Source organism: Pseudomonas putida, from assembly GCF_009883635.2.
GTDB lineage: Bacteria > Pseudomonadota > Gammaproteobacteria > Pseudomonadales > Pseudomonadaceae > Aquipseudomonas > Aquipseudomonas putida_W.
On sequence record NZ_CP026115.2, the window covers coordinates 5,816,408 to 5,832,497 of the forward strand.

Below are 16,090 nucleotides of genomic sequence, written 5' to 3' on the forward strand. Positions count from 1 at the left end.
CTACCCCTGACCCAGCCACAAAAAACCTCCACGAATGGAGGTTTTTGAGTCATGGCATCTTACTTCGAGAGCCAGCTTTCTACTTCATCAGAACCGTACTCAGCTTTCCACGATTTCAGCTTTGAGTGATTACCACCCTTAGTCTCAATGACTTCGCCTGTGTGCGGGTTCCTGTATTGCTTGACTTGGCGAGCTCTGCGAGGAGCCTTCTCTACTGCTGCCGGTGCATTACGGCGGCCAGCTTGAGGATCCAGAATGTTAATGATGTCACGCAAGCTAAAGCCGTACTTGGCGAGCAAGTCACGTAGTTTTTCTTCGAACTCAATTTCCTGTCTCAACTCGGAGCTACCCTTCATCGCTTCCAGCTCAGCGAGCTGGGCGGCCAAGGTCTGTTCAAGCTTCCGGAATTCCGCCAAACGGGACATAAATGATCCTCAGGTCAATGAAATTGCTAGCAGCTTACCTCAAAAAGGGCAGTAAGCCTAATTAATTAGATAACGATACGTCAAGTTAGTTCGTTATCCAATGGAGCACCCCGCTCACAGAATCCATGGTATGTATATCTTTTTACTAAACAGACCCAATTTACCTTAAGCGCCTACGCGAGCAAAGCGTATAGCACCCAATCTCGTCGCAGCCGCTAGCTCAGTTTACTTGCATAGGTCTCATGCCGAGAAAACCTCCTCATCGCATTCGACGCAATTAACCTCTAAACGTTGCCATAGATTGCGCTCTGCGGAACGCGAAGGAATACAGGCCAAGAAGGTACAACCCTAAGCTACCAGATGGTCGCCATCCTCGCCTAAGCAACAGTTGGGATTTTTCTTTCACACGATTTTTACAACCCTACGCGACACTAAAGTTATCCCTACGTGTGATAGCCCTTGCCCGCCTAGAAGTGGGCTTTCTTTAACAAGGCCCGCGCCTGGCTGGCCAAACAGAAACCTGTCGGAGCATCGGACTTTTCGAGCGCGTCAGGCGCGACAAGCAGTTGGAGCAGCTACGTAACCAATCCTCGGACATCATGTCGGTACCCTTCCCGCTAACGGTACTACCAATCGCGAGGAGATGCGTCTTCCTGCCTCTCGACCGATGCAAGAGCACTGATGATTTCTAGACTGCTGGCCACCCTTAAGCGTGTGACATCAGGTTTGTGCATTGCCAGACGAATTCAGTCTGCATCAGGAAGCGCGATCAACTCATCAGATCTTGAGGTGCTTCTTGGCCATTATCATAAGGGACGTGACAGTCAGCACGAGTTTCCTTCAGAGATAACGAGCAGGCTGTTCGACATCTTTAGGGATGGTCTGAAATAGCCGAATAATATCGGGATAGGCCGGACGACCACCTTCTCTTTTCGGATAATGGGGCTTGAACAGAGCAATCAACCACTTCCAGGCCCCTCCCTAATACATCTCGATTAGCAATCACTCCTTGCGGGTCTATTTGCGCTTGCCGGCGTACTCCGCGTCGACGAAGGGCATGTGCAGCATCAAGCGTATGGGCTGCAAGGTTAGACATCTCGCCAACTCTAGAGTTTCTCTAACGATATTTCGCTTGGGTGTTCCGAGGACGTGCGAGGGGCTCAGGGGTCGGTCAATCACGAGCCCCTCCGATTTCCGCTTCGTTCGACGCTTCCACGGCGATGTCGCTCTCGCGCCGAAGCTGATTGTGTGTATCTCTTGCATTGCGTGGCCGAGCCTCCAACCACTGCCGCAGAGCGTGGGGTCATAGTCCGCGCGCGCGGATAAAGTCGAGCACCTGTAAGCGCAGTGCTTGGCTCACGGGGTTGTAGTTCAGGAGAGGGGTCGTGTGATCGGCCCAGATGACTTCTTTGTACGCTACGTCGATACCTGCATCTCGTGCGCGATCGACGAAGTCGCGAATGCCTGCTATCGGTACGATGTGGTCATTTTTGTGGCCGACGATCAAGGTCGGCGGCGCGAGCGGCGAAAGATAGGTTCCGACCTGAACCGCCTTCACTCGATTGGGATGGTCTGCGGGTTCTCCGCCGAGGTAGGCGCGCACGAGTTGCTGATCGTAACCCTTCATAACTGGGTCAGTGTTATTGAAGACCGACTCAGGATCCACGGCCGGCACTAAGCCGACAACCGCCGAGATTTTTGGCACGTCACCCTTGCAAGGCAAAGCTTGTTGGGTGTCAGCGGCAGCGTATGTTGCGGTGAGTGCCAAATTTGCTCCAGCCGAGCCCCCGAGGACAGCAATTCGTGAGGGATCTCCACCGAGCTCCCCCGCCTGCTGTCCCACCCATGCCAGTGCGCACGTCACCTGAGGCATTGCGATATCCCAGGTTGCGCGATCCGCAGTTGCAAGCGTGTATTCGGGTGATAGGACTAGATAACCCTGTTCTGAGAACCACCGAAGCGTGGCTGCTGTCTCCGCAGGAGTGCCCGATACCCACCCGCCGCCATGCACATATACCATTATTGGGACGCCCGACGGTGACCTCTCAGCAGCCTCGCCGGGCTCATAAATGTCCATCTGGAGTTCTGACCCGTAGTCATCGACCATGTAGGCCACCGAGCGATCGGGTGCGCCCGCTGACACGGGCTCCAACGACCACATAATCGGAGATACCGATACACCGGATTCGAGCGCGAAATGGAGCTGACTGCCGAATATGGTCGATACCCCTACCAGCGCGAGCAGGCTAAGAACCACGACTAGGTTCTGTACGAAATCCCGAGAAACTGAATTGACGCCCCTCGGAAGCTGAAATTCTGTAGCGTTCCCCGCCATCTACGGAAAGGAATTCTGTGATGGCGAAGCGTTACGAACTCTCGGATGAGGCCTGGATTGTGGTTGCTGATCTCTTCACCGAAACCCATGGCCGGGGGCGGCCCCGCCTGAGCGACCGCCTGATGCTCGACGGCGTGCTCTGGGTGCTCTGCTCGGGTGCTGCGTGGCGAGATATGCCGGAACGCTTCGGCCCGTGGTCAACGGTGTATCAACGGTTTCGGGGCTGGCGAAACCAGGGGACATTCGATCAGATGCTCAAACGCTTGCACCTGAGATTGAATGAGCAAGGCTTGATCGATTTGCAAACCTGGATGATCGACTCAACTGCTGTACGCGCAACCCGAGCCTCTTCCGGCGCCGGGAAAAAAGGGGGCCTGACGAGCCTGCCGATCACGCTCTAGGCCGCAGTCGCGGTGGCCTGACAACCAAGATTCACATGCTCTGCGACGCCAACGGGACACCGTTGCGCTTCCTCCTCTCTGGCGGTCAGGCCAGTGACATCAGCTACGCGCAACCACTGCTGGACGAAGTCAGCATTCCATCGGCCCAACGTGGCCGCCCGCGTAAACGCTGCAAGTGGTTGCTTGCAGACAAGGGCTACGACGCTGAAGCGCTGCGCCGCTACTGCGACCAATATCGAATGCAACCCGTCATCCCGATGCGCTCGATGAAGCGCAAGCCCAAGCCTGGCTTACCCAGACTGTTTGATCGGCCCAAGTATCGGCAGCGCAACATCATCGAGCGCATGTTTGGCTGGCTGAAAGAGAACCGTCGGATCGTGACACGCTTTGACAAGCTCGCGAAAAGCTATGCCGCCATGGTCTCGCTGGCTTGTTCCATGCGGTGTTTGCGACATCTCTTTTCGTACAGAGCCTAGCAAGATCGAAGCGAGCAATGGTCTTATCCGAACTATCCAGGTTTAGCTTTGAGCTCGATTTTGATTCTGCGCCCAGGGAGGGCGCTTTCGATAGCTCACTCTCTTTTTCAGATGTTTTGTTGCGATTTGTCATTCCGCCTACCATTTGACGAATTGCCATTGGGTAATGGCATCTGCCCGTTGGTTTTAGGTAGTGGTTATCACTTGCTGGTTTTTAAAGAGCGGCACTGCGAAAGCCGAGCTAGTTTTACTTCCTAGACCGGCAAGGTCAAGCCCCACCCCGGAAAGCATTAAAGTTTAATTAGGCATATATTGACAGACAATTCAGGCTATTTTATTTTACTGTTTTCAACGCTTAAAAAATATTGGAGGCCCGATAGTGTCAGGCTTTGAGGGGTTGAGCTGGCCTCATGAAAAACTTGCCAAATGAGAAGAGAAATGGAGTATTATTATATATATTGACAAAAAACGTATCTGCGACATCGATATATGCGTTCCGCGACGGTGAGGTTCGCATCGAAATCACAGATGTTTTTTGTGCAAATTTTTCCTTGGACTCTATGTTCTTGGCCATCGCGGCTGAAAAAGCGTTAGCTAATACGGACACTTTCCGCAGTTTGCGCGGTTAATGCGGACACTTTCAGCACAAGCGGTCAGTTAAATCGGACACTTTCTGGGAAAAATTTGCAAATAATCTGGACACTTCCCTTCAAAAAGTGTCCTGAGTGCAAATTGGAATGCTGGAGGTCTTGAATTTCGCGGCTTGCGGGGAGTGTCCACGATTCGCAAAGGTCACAAACTTTATAAAATCCAGCAGGTAAATCAGAACTGGCTCGAGCCAGGAAAAGTTTGATGATCAACCGCCACCGCGAGGCCTAGGATAAACACCAAAAAGTCATGTTCCCGCGCCTCAACTCCACAGGAAGTCAAAAATGATCGCTAACCTCGTCAAAGTTTCACTGCTGGCCGGTGCTGTGTTGTTGAGCGCCTGCTCGGCTTCTGGTGTAAGCACCCGAAACGATTACTCGGTCGACTCCGTGGTGCCGGCCGGGTTTGGTCCGGGGCCGACGAACAGTGGCAAGAAGATGAATTTCCACGGTAACGCGTTGAGCAACAGCTTTGGCGAGTACAGTTCCGGGTTGCTGCACGACGATTGAATGAGCACTGCATCTACCACGTCCTGAGCTTTTCACTCGCCGCTGGCTCACTTCGTTCGGATGTCAGCGACAGGTTGTTTGCAATCACGCGTCTTGAATCACACCCCTAAACGACGTTTATGGACCTTTGTGTCGAGATCCAGGATGTGCAAATCATGCAAGCTTCAGCCACTGCTATTACCGCTCCAATTTGTTGAGATGCAATTGAGCTCATCCAGGCGCTGGGGCTTGGCAAAGTTGTGATTGTTGGGTCGTCGCTCGGGGGAATTGCCGCTCAGGTGGTACTGGCGCAGGCGCCACAGCTGGTAAGCCATGCCGTACTGATTGGTACGACGCCACCCGGTCAGTTGGCCAAACCCGGTGAAGCCCTGTTCTATGAACTGGCTCGTCGAGAGAATGACTTCGAGGATTTTGTAAGCCTTTTTTCGAGCCAACCTCAGATACCAGCCGAGCAGCAGCCGAGGGGGCCTGGGCACGACTGGCTTCACGCATGGCGGATCGCAGCCCCCAAGTGCCTGTCGAGTGGGCGGCCCAGCAACTCGGAGACGGCCCCAAGAACCCGGTATTTCCAGCCGAAGCGGTGTTGCATGCACTGGAGAGTACTACTATCCCCCTACTCCACTTGGGCTCGGGCCACGACATCGTAATCCCGGTCGAAAACTAGTACGCCCTGAACAGTCAGCTGCCGACGCGGACGCTCGTAAGCTTTCCTAGCGCTGGCCACGGCCCCCATATGCAGTATCCAGAGGCGGCGGCTGCTCACATTGCTGCTTTCATCGCGGCTTAGGCTACTCGCGGGGCCACACGAGTGACCCCTTTTAACAGCCGACTACCACTCGCCTGGCATCTCTGCGTACTGCCTGAGGAGGCACGCCAAAACCGCGAACAAACACTTCTCGTAACCAACGATGCGCCGGATCACGGTGCACCCGTTCCGGCCACAGCATCAGCATCTCAAACCCGTCACGTTCAGCGGCGCCTTGACCACCGTCAGCGCAGGATTACCGGCCACCAACCGCTGCGATACCATCGCCACCATGTCGGTGCTGGCCCAGGTGGAAGCTGCCCAGGCGCAATCGCCCCAGCAGCATGCCCAAGGCAATGGCCATAAAAACCGCGATTTCCGGGTTCGAGCGCAGTGCCTGAAGCACGAAGTCGATCATCGCTGGCTGTTCTCGGGTGACGACGCCGGGGCGCTGTACCAGTTCTCCCTGGGTACGACCTTGTCCTGCTCAGGGTCACCCAGATAATGAGGCGACATGATCTGCACGCCATACTCGTTGAACACGTCCTGGATATTGGCATGCAGCAGGGTCAGCAGCTCTGCCCGGGGGCGAGGCTCGCTCGGCACGGCCTGGGCCACCAGGCGGTATTCGGGATAGAAATCCGACAAGGCAGTCTGGAACACCTGGGGTCGAGGGGTATGCAAAACCCCGTCGGTGCGCTTCGCCGCCTCCAGCAGCATCGCCTCGACCTGGCGCCAGGGGGTGTCATAGCCGATGGTGACCGTGGTATCGACCACATACCCCTGCCCTTGCACCACACGTGAATAGTTCTTGGTCACTGCCCCGGTGATCATCGAGTTGGGCAGTGTCAGCACCTCGCCCAGGCCGGTGCGAATGCTGGTGGTGAACATGCCCAGCTCGGTGACCGTGCCTTCGTGCTCGCCAATGCGCACGTATTCGCCAGGGCGCAGGGTGCGCGTGTAGGTGAGGATCAGCCCGGCAGCAGCCTGGCCGACCACACTGGTCGCGCCGAGGGAGATCATCAGGCCGATCAGTACCGAAAGCCCCTTGAACGCGTCGGTGTCGGCACCCGGCAGATAGGGGTAGGCCATGGCCACAGCAAACAGCCAGATGGCCAGGGCCGTCAGCCGCGTGGTCGGCTGCAGGGTTTCCTGGGTCAGCCAGCTGATCGTGCCGGGCCGCGCCAGGCGCTCGAGCAGGCGCTTGCTGAAGGCACTGAAGCCACGGGCGATGAAGAAGATCAGCAAGGCGATCAGCAGCCCAGGCACTGCATCGACGATACCGGTCAGCACGTGGCGCAACAAACCCAGCAGGTACAGGTTCAGGCTCTCTCCCCACGGCCGCGTATAGGGGAATCGTTGCAGGACGAAAGTAAGCCATTCATAGGTCAGCAGCAGGATCAACGTCCAGCGCAACAACGCCAGCAGGCGCCGCAACAAGGGGTACAGGTTGCTCGAGTCGACCAGCTGGGTACGCCCGATGCGCAAGGCGCTGGTGTGTTTGCGCACACGCTGGGGCAACCACGACAGTGCCTTGCCATGCAGCCACAGGCAGAGTTTGACCAGCGCCAGGTAGATCAAGGTCGCAGCGCCGCTCAAGCCGAGCGCGACCAACAGGAACCGCAAACTGTGTGCCTGCCGGGCTTCTTCCACGACCTGGCTCAAGCGTTGGGCAGCCTGTTCGGCGCCCTGGCGAGCATCCAGGTCGGCGCCAATCAGGTCCCCAGTTGAGACGATGAATGCCCGGCGATCACCCAGCAGCACCATGTAACTGTCCTGAATCGGGTCCACACTGACCCGGCCAGCAAAGCCCTCGTCGAGCTGTTCATTGATCACCGCTTCGGCGCGCCGGACACGGGCAGCCGGTACTTCGCCCAGCAATGTGGCATGGAAGACCACGATCGAACGGTTGGCGATTTTCAGCTCGGCAGGCTCGGCACTTGCCGACGCCGCCTCCTCGAATGCTTGACTACTGCCGCACAACAGCGTGGCTGCCAATGCCAGGCACGCCGCCAGGCCGGCAAGCATCCGCCTAGCCATGAGCGCACACTCCGAAAGTGGGTATGGGCAGCATCGGCGCTCTCCTGGCAAGCGTGGGTATCAGCAGCGTAGTACACCGCCTGTGGCAAGCAAACGGCGTACACAGTCCAGCGTTGCCCTGCCGACTACACTCAATGCACACCTGTGTGCACAGAGCCCGCCGCCATGACAACGCTTGGATGGCTGGACCACGGCGGCCTCGAGCGCACCAAGGTGCCGGGTGCGTTGAGCATTCACTCCCACGCCCATGAGCACTGAACGACGCTATCTGGCTTTTCCGCCTGTCCCCCCTGTTCCGCCGTTGCAGCCGGAACAGATATTCAACCCTGCCAAAGGACCCGATACAGGGTGCCGCAAACCCGAACATGGGTGCCATGGCCTGGCGCGCAGATAGCAGTGGTCTACAGGGAGCATGGCCGGATTACCCACTTTTTGGAGTTTCCCTGGCTTACAGCAATTCCTGTTCCAACGCTCAGGCAATCGCCGCCCCCGGCACCTCAAGCGGACAGCGTGATGCCTTGTTCCTCAACATATCGGCTCAACACCGCTGTGTCGCCCTCAGGATCGACCATCGCGACATAGGTATCAGGCCGCAATAGATAGGTGGCATTTCTGGCAATGCCGGCCTGCTCGTACGCAGGCTGCCAAGGGAAAACCTGCAGTGCAATGCCGTGCTGCGTGCACCATTGGGCCAGGTCTGCCTTGGCATCACCGTACACATGCACGTGCCACGCAATGGCTGTCAGTGATGCGTAGTTGTCCGTCGTGGCTCCAGGCAACCAAGGCAGACGATCACCGCCTTGAACCTCGCCTGCCTTGCCTTGGCTCAGCGGGCTGTCGCGATAGTCGATGCGGGTTTGCGAAACCACGCGAAACAGGTACTCACGGACACTTTCGCGCTTGTACGCAACGCTGGCGATGGCTGGCGCGACGTGTGTGCGCACAAATTCGGCGAAGCCGCCTTGTGCGGTAACCAGTGCGAACAGCCTGTCCGTGGTCTCCACCAGTTTGCGGGCAAAGGCCTGGCGCTCGATCGGGTAGCTGTCGAGCAACCTATCGGCCGCCTTGCCTTTGATCACCGCAGCCAGCTTCCAGGCCAGGTTGTTCGCATCCAGAATGCCGGTGTTCATGCCCTGCCCGCCTGCCGGGCTGTGGACATGCGCAGCATCGCCAAGCAGAAACGCTCGGCCACGGCGGAAATTATCGGTGACACGATGGTGCACGCGATAGGCGGAAAACCAGTTCACCTCAGTGATCTTCAGCTTCAAGCCATTGATGGCGTCATGCCCGACGTCGGCGAACGTCAGCTGCTCAGGATGCTCTGCACGCTCGTCCCGCACGGTGCCAATCAGGCGGTATTGGTCCTTTTCGCCATAGCACAGCAGCAGCACGAAGTCGGACTTATCAAACGCGATGTGTGCCTCACCTGCAGGTTCGATACCCGTTACCCGAACATCCGCCACATAAAAAAGCTGCTTGTAGGTACCGCCCTCGAAACCACTGCCAAGGGCATGACGAACGAGCGAATGGGCGCCATCACACCCGGCCAAATACGCCGCAGTGCATGCCACTTCCTGCCCATCAGCCTGTTTCAGTGTGGCGGTGACATGGCTTTCCCCTTCTTCGAAGGACAGCAGTTCGGTTTGCCGTTCCACGTTCACGCCCAGCGCATGGAGCTGCTGCTCCAGCAAGCGCTCATGACGGTCCTGGGGATAGATCAACACGAAGGGGTAGGCAGAAATCGCCGCGCCGGCATCCGTCAAGGGGATGCGTGCTCTGCGCCGGCCTCGGGCCCACAGGTTCATGGCCGGTGTCTTGTAGCCGGCATCGATCACCGCCTCGGCGAGGTCAAGCTGGCGATAGAGCTCCAGCGTGCGGGCTTGAACGGCCATGGCACGCGACGCTTCGCCCGGGCCGCTGCTCTTGTCGATGATCCTGACGGCAACACCCTGCCGGGTGAGCCAAAGCGCCAGCGTCAGCCCGGTCGGGCCGGCACCTGCAATGAGAACGTCGGTTTGCGCCATGATCTCATCTCGCACACTAAAGGTTGTTTGAGGCCAGCACGCCCTGAATCTCGGCGACCACCTGCTGTGTCGCGTCTTCGACCGTTCCTTCGTTACGACACAGCACCCAGCCATGGTCGGCAACCGCCCGCTCGAATGCCTCGGTACAGGCGACCTGCTCATCCAGCCGGCGGATCACCGTACTGCCCAGCCCCCGCGTACGTGCCGCTGCCCTCGCCCAGGAGGTGTCAGGCGAGGTGACCACGCCGACATGCAGGTCCGGCACTTGCACGTTGCGCTCGCGGTTCATCTGCAGGATCTCGGCAAACGGGACTGCCCGGCGAAAGGCGGCATCGGAGGGGTACCAGCGATCGATCAGGATGATGCTGTTGGCCGGTTGCCTGGGCAGCACGTTGCGGGAAATCCACGCGCGGCTGTCGGCCAGGCGCGCACAGACCTTCAGTTCCAGCTCCTGGCAGGGGTTTCTTGCCAAGTGATTGACCAGCGCCATGGTCTCGCCCCTGAAGGGGTCGCTTTTCTTCTCGCACAGCCGGATCACCTTCCTGTTGTCTGCCCTCAGGGCTTGGGTAACAGCCTCCAGCAAGGTGGTCTTGCCGGTGCCCTTTGGGCCATCGAGCGCGATGAATAGTGGACGATTCATTTTTCAATACTGCTTGCGAGCTGCTCTGGATACCGAGAACCACATGATGCACCGAAACGTTGCCACGGTCTCGCCTGTCTGCCTGATGGCCATAAACAGGCAGGAGTACATTTGTACTCCGCCTGTATTTCGCCATCCTGATGCTCAGATCTGTGCCTGGCCACCGTCCACGAATAGCTCCGCCCCGTTGACGAAGCTGGCATCGTCGCTGGCCAGGAACACCGCCGCATTGGCGATCTCGACCGGCTCGCCCACCCGCCCCAGCGGCACCTGCGCCGCCAGATAATCCAGCAGGCCCTGCTGTTGCCCGGCATCCGGCCCGGCGAGCTCGACCAGCCCGGGAGTACGTGTGGCGCCTGGGCTGAGCGTATTGACCCGGACTGCGCGGTCCTTCAGGTCCAGGATCCAGCTACGGGCCAAGGCCCGCACGGCGGCCTTGGAAGCCGAATACACACTGAATGCCGCCGTACCGGAGCTGCCGGCCGTGGAGCCAGTCAGAATGATCGATGCGTTCTGCGCCAGCAGCGGCAGCGCCTTCTGCACGGTAAACAGCACCCCTTTCACGTTGCGGTCGAAGGTATCGTCATAGTGGGCCTCGGTAATCTCGCCCAGGGGCAGCATGGAACCGCCGCCAGCGTTGGCAAACAGCACATCCAGGCGCCCTTTTTCCTGACCGATGCGGGCATAGAGTTCATCCAGTTGCTCCAGCCGGGTGGAGTCGACCGCAATGCCGGTGGCATTGCCAACCAGCGCCACGGCCTTGTCCAGCTCCGCCTGACGGCGCCCGGTGATGTAGACATGGGCCCCCTCCTCGGCAAAGCGTTTTGCCGTGGCCAGGCCGATGCCGGTGGTGCCGCCAGTGACCAGTGCGATCTTGCCTTCGAGTTTCTTGCTCATGGTGTTTCTCCCGTAGAGGTGGTGAGTTGCTGTGAGGAGAAGCGTATCGACTAACCTGTCCTTTCAAAATAGAATCATTCGAAAGCCATCATTACAGAAATGAAATGCCAAGAATTCCGGATTTCGAAGGCCTGGCGATGTTCGCCAAAGTGGCCGAAGAAGGCTCTTACGCCGCAGCCTCAAGGACCATGGGCGTGTCAGTGCCCACGGTCTCGCGTGCGGTAGCGCGCCTTGAAGAACGACTGGGTGCGCGCCTGTTCAACCGTACCTCGCGCCAGCTCTCACTGACGGAATTCGGCCAGCGCATGGTCGAGCAAGCCAGTGCGCTGTATCGCCAGGCCGAGGAAATGGAAAGCGAAGCCCAGGAGCTGTCGGTGCAACCGCGCGGGCTGGTGCGCCTGGCCGTGCCGATGTCCTTCGGCTTGCGCTGGGTCGCGCCGCTGCTGCCCGAGTTGCTGGCGCAATACCCTGGGCTGGAACTCGACCTGCATCTGTCCGACTCGACCGTCGACCTGGTCGCCGAGGGTTTCGACGCAGCCTTGCGCATCGCCGCCCTGCCCGACTCATCACTGGTGGCGCGGCGTATCTGTGCGGTAAGCCAGTACCTGGTAGCGGCGCCGTCCTACCTTGCCCGCCATGGCCACCCCACGCACCCGCGCGAGCTGGCTGGCCATGCCTGCATGAGCTACGCCTACCGCGCCCGCAGCCAGGTCTGGCGCTTCAGCCACGCCGACGGCAGCGAGCACGACGTGACGCCCCGCGGGCCGCTGCGGGTGACCAACTCGGATGCCTTGATCGCGCCCTTGCTGGCGGGCATGGCGATTGCCGAACTACCGGAATTCATCGCCGCCGAGTACCTCGCCGACGGCCGCCTCGAGCAGCTGCTGCCCGCATGGCGGATGACCCAAGGGGGCCTGTACTTCGTGACCCCGTCCGCACGTACTCGGCCGCGCAAGGTCCAGGCACTGGCCGATTTCTTCGTGGAACGGTTGTCGAGCCCGCAGTGGCGATTGCAGCCGCCCGGGTAGCGCCGGGGCTTTCTGCTGTACTGTACGTCACGTGTTTCCCTCTTATTTCCAGGCACCGGCCCAATGACCTCTGACCCTCAAGTAAACCTGACCAACTGTGATCGTGAGCCGATCCAGGTTCCAGGCAGCATTCAACCCCACGGCTGCTTGCTCGCCTGCGATGCGTCAGCGACGGTCGTGCTGCGTCATTCGCTGAACTTGCCGCAGATGCTTGGGGTGACGGGCGCAATCAATGGTCAGAAATTGCACGCCGTGCTGGGCGAAGAAGTGGCCCACACCCTGCGCAACTCGCTTGCCCGCACCCGCGAAGGCACGCGGCCATCGCAGACCTTCAACGTGCAGCTGCCTTCAGGCCAGGCGTTCGATGTCTCGGCCCATGTGTTCAAAGGCACTGCGATCATCGAGTTCGAGCCCGCCGGCGCCAGCATTGCCGAGCCCATCGAACTCGCACGCACGCTGATCGCCCAACTGCGCGAAGTCGACCAGACCCACAAGCTGTTCCGCGACGCCGCCCGTTTCGTGCGGGCAGTGCTCGGGTATGACCGCGTGATGATCTACCAGCTGGGTACCGACGGCGCCGGCAAAGTCGTGGCGGAAGCCAAACGTGGCGACCTGGAAAGCTTCCTTGGCCAGTACTTTCCGGCCTCCGACATCCCCCAGCAGGCCCGTGCCCTGTATCTGCGCAACCCGATCCGGATCATCTCCGATGCCACGTTCAAGACGGTCGCCATCGACCCGGTGCTGGACCTGTCCGGCGAGCCCCTTGACCTCTCCTACGCGCACCTGCGCAGCGTTTCGCCGATCCACTGCGAATATCTGACCAACATGGGCGTGGGTGCCTCGATGTCGATCTCGGTGATCGTCAATGGCGCACTCTGGGGGCTGATCGCCTGCCACCATTACGCACCGCGCACCCTGGCCATGGGCCAACGGGTGGCGGCGGAAATGTTCGGCGAGTTCTTCTCGCTGCACATCGAGACGCTGCGTACCCGGCAGAACCTCGAAGCGGCCGTCAACGTCCACAAGGCACTGGACTCGCTGCAGCGCGATGCCAACCATGCGCCCGACATCGAGGCGTTCTTCCACTCGCGCCTGGGCCAATTCCAGTCGCTGATCCCGTGCGACGGCATCGGCATGTCGATGCAGGGGCGCTGGAGTTCGATCGGCCTGACACCCCCCAAGGCCGCCATTGCCGACCTGCTGGGCCTTGCCCAGGGGGTCAGCGAAGGCAAGACCTGGGCGTCCAACCGGCTATCCATGGCTCACCCCGTGGCCCAGGACTACTTCACCGAAGTCTCCGGCGTGCTGATCATCCCCATGTCGCAGCAGCCAAGGGATTACCTCATGCTGTTCCGCAAGGAGGTGGTCGAGACGCTGGACTGGGCCGGCGACCCGAACAAGACCTACGAGAGTGGCGCGCTGGGCGACCGTTTGACGCCGCGCAAGAGCTTCGCGATCTGGAAAGAGACGGTGCATCAGCAGTCACTGCCCTGGAGCGAGCAGGACCGGCAGTTTGGCGAGGCCATTCGCAAAGCCATCGTCGAAGTGGCCTTGCACAACAGCGAGCTGCTGGCCAACGAACGCTCGAAGGCTGAAGTCCGCCAGCGCATCCTCAATGAAGAGCTCAATCACCGGGTCAAGAACATTCTGTCGCTGATCGGCGCGCTGGTGGCCCACCCGACGTCCGAGAGCCAGACCCTCAAGGACTACGTGGCCACGCTCAAAGGCCGCATCCACGCGCTGTCCCTGGCCCACGACCAGGTCGTGCGCGGTGACGGCGGCGGGCGCCTGGTCACGTTGCTCGAAGCCGAGCTGTCGCCCTATCGCACGTCGGCTGAAGCCATCGAGCTGAGCGGGCCCAATGTGATCCTCGATGCCCGCGCCTATTCGGTGATGGCCCTGGTGCTGCACGAACTTGCGACCAACGCGGCCAAGTACGGCGCGCTGTCCAGGGCTGGCGGCAGGCTCTGTATCAGCTGGGCGCTCGACGCAGGCAATGCCTGCGACATCACCTGGCGCGAGAGTAACGGCCCGATGGTTCGCCCGCCGAGCCGCAGTGGTTTCGGTACGGTGCTGATCGACCGCAGCATACCGTTCGACCTGGGCGGTACCAGCCACGTCGAATACCTGCCTGAGGGGCTTCGGGGCTTTTTCCGAATCCCGGCCAGGCACCTCTCGGTGGCCGCTGAGCCGGAAGCCCTGCGCCCAGCCACACCCGTGGCGCAACCCCGCGCGGTGCTGGCTGCGCGCACGGACGCCTGTGTGCTGATTCTGGAGGACCAACTGGTCATTGCCGTGGGCCTGGAGCAGATACTCAACGATGCCCGGATCACCAATGTCATCACCGCTGGCTCCGTGGATGAAGCGATGAGGCTACTCACCAACCGGGCACCGGATGCCGCGATTCTGGACATCAACCTGGGCACCGGCACGTCGATCTGCGTGGCCGATGAACTGGTGCGGCGCGGCATCCCGTTCCTGTTTGCCACCGGTTATGGCGACGGTGTCAGCATTCCGCAGCATCTGCAGCAGGTGGCGGTGATACGCAAGCCCTACGATGCCAATGCCATTCTGGCCAGCCTGCAGAAACTGCTGGAGCCGTGATCACTGGGCGCTGGCATCCGCTTCGTGCTCGTCGGCAAAGGCCATGAACATCGGCAGGTCGAGCACATCCAGCCTGATCTGGGCGATGAAAGCGGAGAACGCCAGGTTGGCGGCAAGCCGGCGCATGTCGCAGGCCCAGCCCGGGATGTAGGTCGGCTGCTGCAGCCAGCCGGCCTCGAACAACGGTGCAAGGCGCACGGTATCGGCCAGGGTCAGGCGCCCGGCGAACAGGTGGCCGACCAGTTCCGGGCGGTTGTCACGGATCGCCACGCGCAGCAAGGTATGCACACCCAGCAGGCCGGTCAGGTAGGCGGCATCCTTGGTGAAGGCCGAGCCGCCGCGCAGGTCGGCACCGCGGAAAATCCGCTGAGTCGAGCGGAACGACTCTTGCGGTGACTGCCCGGCGTTCACGAACCCTTCGAACACCTGAATGAAGTCGGCGCCATCCAGTGCCTGCTGGACCGCCAGCGCGCGCAGGGCAACACGGCGCAGGCGGTTGATGTCCATGCTGCCGGTGAACAACTCGGCCAGCGTGGCAATGCCCTCCTGGGTCTGGGTGGTGCGCGGCGCACCGAGCCCCAGGCATTTGAGGTTTGGCTGGCTGGCACCGTTCTGCGCGGTGGCGACATGCACGAAGGCCTCGTGCTGCAGCAGTTGCTGCTTGTCCAGCTCGCTGAACAGGGCCCCGGCACGCAGGCGAATGCGACTGGTACCGGCGATGGCCTTGGAAGCGAGGTTCGGGTCCAGCACGATCCTGATACGCCTCGCACCAAAGAAGCGGTCTATTTCCGGCTGCATCCAGGCAGCGAAATCCTCAGCCGGAATGTCAGCCTCGCTGGGCGGAATCTGCTCGCTGCCCAACAGGGCATCGGTGGTCTTGAGGAAGAAACCGGCCGCGTCGAGCATGGTCAGGTTCTGCCTCGGGTAAAGGAAGTCCGGACGCCGGTACAGCGCTGCGGAACAGCGGGTGAATTCGGAGGTGCCGATGACCCCCAGCATGCGCCCGGCGGTGGCGTAACTGCGGGCGGTCATCGCCAGGAAGCGCCCGGCCGGATGGCCCTGATCGCACTGCCCGATAAAAGCCTCCAGCGCGGCGATGTCGGCGCCGTGCTCGCGCGGTTGCAATTGCACCTTGGGCAACTGGGCGTTGCCGGCATGCCACTGGCTGAGGAATACCTGTTCGATGCCATCCGGCCAGGCCAGGGCATCGAGCACGCGGATCTTGCGGGTCAGGCCGGGTAACGCAGCATCGAGCTCGGACAGAGAGGCGGTACCCATGGCAGTTTCCTCCAGATACCCGGCGGCATCTGAACAGCGT

The 16,090-nt window shown here is 60.1% G+C and carries 13 protein-coding genes and 2 pseudogenes; 5 read left to right on the top strand and 10 right to left on the bottom strand.

Annotated features, from left to right (window positions below; genetic code table 11):
- Positions 1-59 precede the first annotated feature (59 nt).
- The 3 genes and pseudogenes from C2H86_RS26485 to C2H86_RS26495 all read right to left on the bottom strand — a co-directional run bounded on the left by C2H86_RS26485 (position 60) and on the right by C2H86_RS26495 (position 2,760).
- Positions 60-425 carry a histone-like nucleoid-structuring protein, MvaT/MvaU family gene (locus C2H86_RS26485; protein ID WP_159410603.1) on the bottom strand — a complete coding sequence of 122 codons (366 nt, stop codon included), beginning with the start codon at positions 423-425 and terminating at the stop codon, positions 60-62.
- Between the two features lie 903 nt (positions 426-1,328).
- Positions 1,329-1,493 (bottom strand): annotated as a pseudogene (locus C2H86_RS26490) (IS5/IS1182 family transposase); the annotation flags it as partial.
- Positions 1,494-1,728: 235 nt separating this feature from the next.
- Entirely contained in the window at positions 1,729-2,760 is a 1,032-nt protein-coding gene (locus tag C2H86_RS26495) for an alpha/beta hydrolase (protein WP_346266741.1), read from the bottom strand.
- 20 nt (positions 2,761-2,780) lie between these two features.
- On the opposite strand from C2H86_RS26495, the gene C2H86_RS26500 reads away from it, so the two are divergent.
- From C2H86_RS26500 to C2H86_RS28850, 3 genes are all read left to right on the top strand, one after another.
- Positions 2,781-3,637 (top strand): IS5 family transposase gene (locus C2H86_RS26500; protein ID WP_159410076.1). Its coding sequence is split into 2 segments (ribosomal slippage): positions 2,781-3,122 and positions 3,125-3,637, totalling 855 coding nucleotides; the frame shifts between segments, so codons are not numbered across the junction.
- Between the two features lie 932 nt (positions 3,638-4,569).
- The gene (locus tag C2H86_RS26505) at positions 4,570-4,794 is read left to right on the top strand and encodes a hypothetical protein (RefSeq protein ID WP_159410605.1); all 225 of its coding nucleotides are present in this window, start codon (positions 4,570-4,572) and stop codon (positions 4,792-4,794) included.
- Between the two features lie 239 nt (positions 4,795-5,033).
- On the top strand, positions 5,034-5,441 hold the full coding sequence (locus C2H86_RS28850) for a hypothetical protein (protein ID WP_205524575.1): 408 nt from the start codon (positions 5,034-5,036) through the stop codon (positions 5,439-5,441).
- 171 nt (positions 5,442-5,612) lie between these two features.
- Here the strand turns inward: C2H86_RS28850 and C2H86_RS28505 are convergent.
- The 6 genes and pseudogenes from C2H86_RS28505 to C2H86_RS26535 form a co-directional block, all read right to left on the bottom strand.
- Positions 5,613-5,854, bottom strand: a pseudogene (locus C2H86_RS28505) (hypothetical protein); the annotation flags it as partial.
- A complete protein-coding gene (locus C2H86_RS26515) occupies positions 5,796-5,957 on the bottom strand; it encodes a hypothetical protein (RefSeq protein WP_159410606.1) in 162 nt (53 codons plus the stop codon). The pseudogene C2H86_RS28505 and the gene C2H86_RS26515, both read right to left, overlap by 59 nt.
- Positions 5,954-7,579: a mechanosensitive ion channel family protein gene (locus C2H86_RS26520; protein WP_159410607.1), complete on the bottom strand. Its 1,626-nt coding sequence runs from the start codon at positions 7,577-7,579 to the stop codon at positions 5,954-5,956. The genes C2H86_RS26515 and C2H86_RS26520 overlap by 4 nt, the downstream gene beginning before the upstream one ends.
- A 497-nt stretch (positions 7,580-8,076) precedes the next feature.
- Entirely contained in the window at positions 8,077-9,603 is a 1,527-nt protein-coding gene (locus tag C2H86_RS26525; RefSeq protein WP_159410608.1) for an FAD-dependent monooxygenase, read from the bottom strand.
- 16 nt (positions 9,604-9,619) lie between these two features.
- A complete protein-coding gene (locus C2H86_RS26530) occupies positions 9,620-10,243 on the bottom strand; it encodes a dTMP kinase (protein WP_159410609.1) in 624 nt (207 codons plus the stop codon).
- A 144-nt stretch (positions 10,244-10,387) separates the two neighbouring features.
- Positions 10,388-11,140, bottom strand: coding sequence for an SDR family NAD(P)-dependent oxidoreductase (locus tag C2H86_RS26535; protein WP_159410610.1), 753 nt, complete (start codon positions 11,138-11,140; stop codon positions 10,388-10,390).
- 104 nt (positions 11,141-11,244) lie between these two features.
- Here C2H86_RS26535 and C2H86_RS26540 point away from each other — a divergent pair, with 104 nt between their 5' ends.
- Together C2H86_RS26540 and C2H86_RS26545 are read left to right on the top strand one after the other, a co-directional pair.
- Positions 11,245-12,168 (top strand): LysR family transcriptional regulator, encoded by a 924-nt coding sequence (locus tag C2H86_RS26540; protein ID WP_159410611.1) that lies wholly within the window; start codon positions 11,245-11,247, stop codon positions 12,166-12,168.
- Between the two features lie 63 nt (positions 12,169-12,231).
- Positions 12,232-14,772 carry an HWE histidine kinase domain-containing protein gene (locus tag C2H86_RS26545; protein ID WP_159410612.1) on the top strand — a complete coding sequence of 847 codons (2,541 nt, stop codon included), beginning with the start codon at positions 12,232-12,234 and terminating at the stop codon, positions 14,770-14,772.
- Here C2H86_RS26545 and C2H86_RS26550 read toward each other — a convergent pair whose 3' ends face one another.
- Positions 14,773-16,050 carry a flavohemoglobin expression-modulating QEGLA motif protein gene (locus tag C2H86_RS26550; protein ID WP_159410613.1) on the bottom strand — a complete coding sequence of 426 codons (1,278 nt, stop codon included), beginning with the start codon at positions 16,048-16,050 and terminating at the stop codon, positions 14,773-14,775. It lies immediately after the preceding gene.
- Positions 16,051-16,090 lie beyond the last annotated feature (40 nt).

Excerpts from the sequence above, each read along its gene's own strand:
- C2H86_RS26485 (WP_159410603.1), bottom strand. The coding sequence starts at position 425 with ATGTCCCGTTTGGCGGAATTCCGGAAGCTTGAACAGACCTTGGCCGCC.
- C2H86_RS26495 (WP_346266741.1), bottom strand. The coding sequence starts at position 2,760 with ATGGCGGGGAACGCTACAGAATTTCAGCTTCCGAGGGGCGTCAATTCA.
- C2H86_RS26505 (WP_159410605.1), top strand. The coding sequence starts at position 4,570 with ATGATCGCTAACCTCGTCAAAGTTTCACTGCTGGCCGGTGCTGTGTTG.
- C2H86_RS26515 (WP_159410606.1), bottom strand. The coding sequence starts at position 5,957 with ATGATCGACTTCGTGCTTCAGGCACTGCGCTCGAACCCGGAAATCGCG.
- C2H86_RS26520 (WP_159410607.1), bottom strand. The coding sequence starts at position 7,579 with ATGGCTAGGCGGATGCTTGCCGGCCTGGCGGCGTGCCTGGCATTGGCA.
- C2H86_RS26525 (WP_159410608.1), bottom strand. The coding sequence starts at position 9,603 with ATGGCGCAAACCGACGTTCTCATTGCAGGTGCCGGCCCGACCGGGCTG.
- C2H86_RS26530 (WP_159410609.1), bottom strand. The coding sequence starts at position 10,243 with ATGAATCGTCCACTATTCATCGCGCTCGATGGCCCAAAGGGCACCGGC.
- C2H86_RS26535 (WP_159410610.1), bottom strand. The coding sequence starts at position 11,140 with ATGAGCAAGAAACTCGAAGGCAAGATCGCACTGGTCACTGGCGGCACC.
- C2H86_RS26540 (WP_159410611.1), top strand. The coding sequence starts at position 11,245 with ATGCCAAGAATTCCGGATTTCGAAGGCCTGGCGATGTTCGCCAAAGTG.
- C2H86_RS26545 (WP_159410612.1), top strand. The coding sequence starts at position 12,232 with ATGACCTCTGACCCTCAAGTAAACCTGACCAACTGTGATCGTGAGCCG.
- C2H86_RS26550 (WP_159410613.1), bottom strand. The coding sequence starts at position 16,050 with ATGGGTACCGCCTCTCTGTCCGAGCTCGATGCTGCGTTACCCGGCCTG.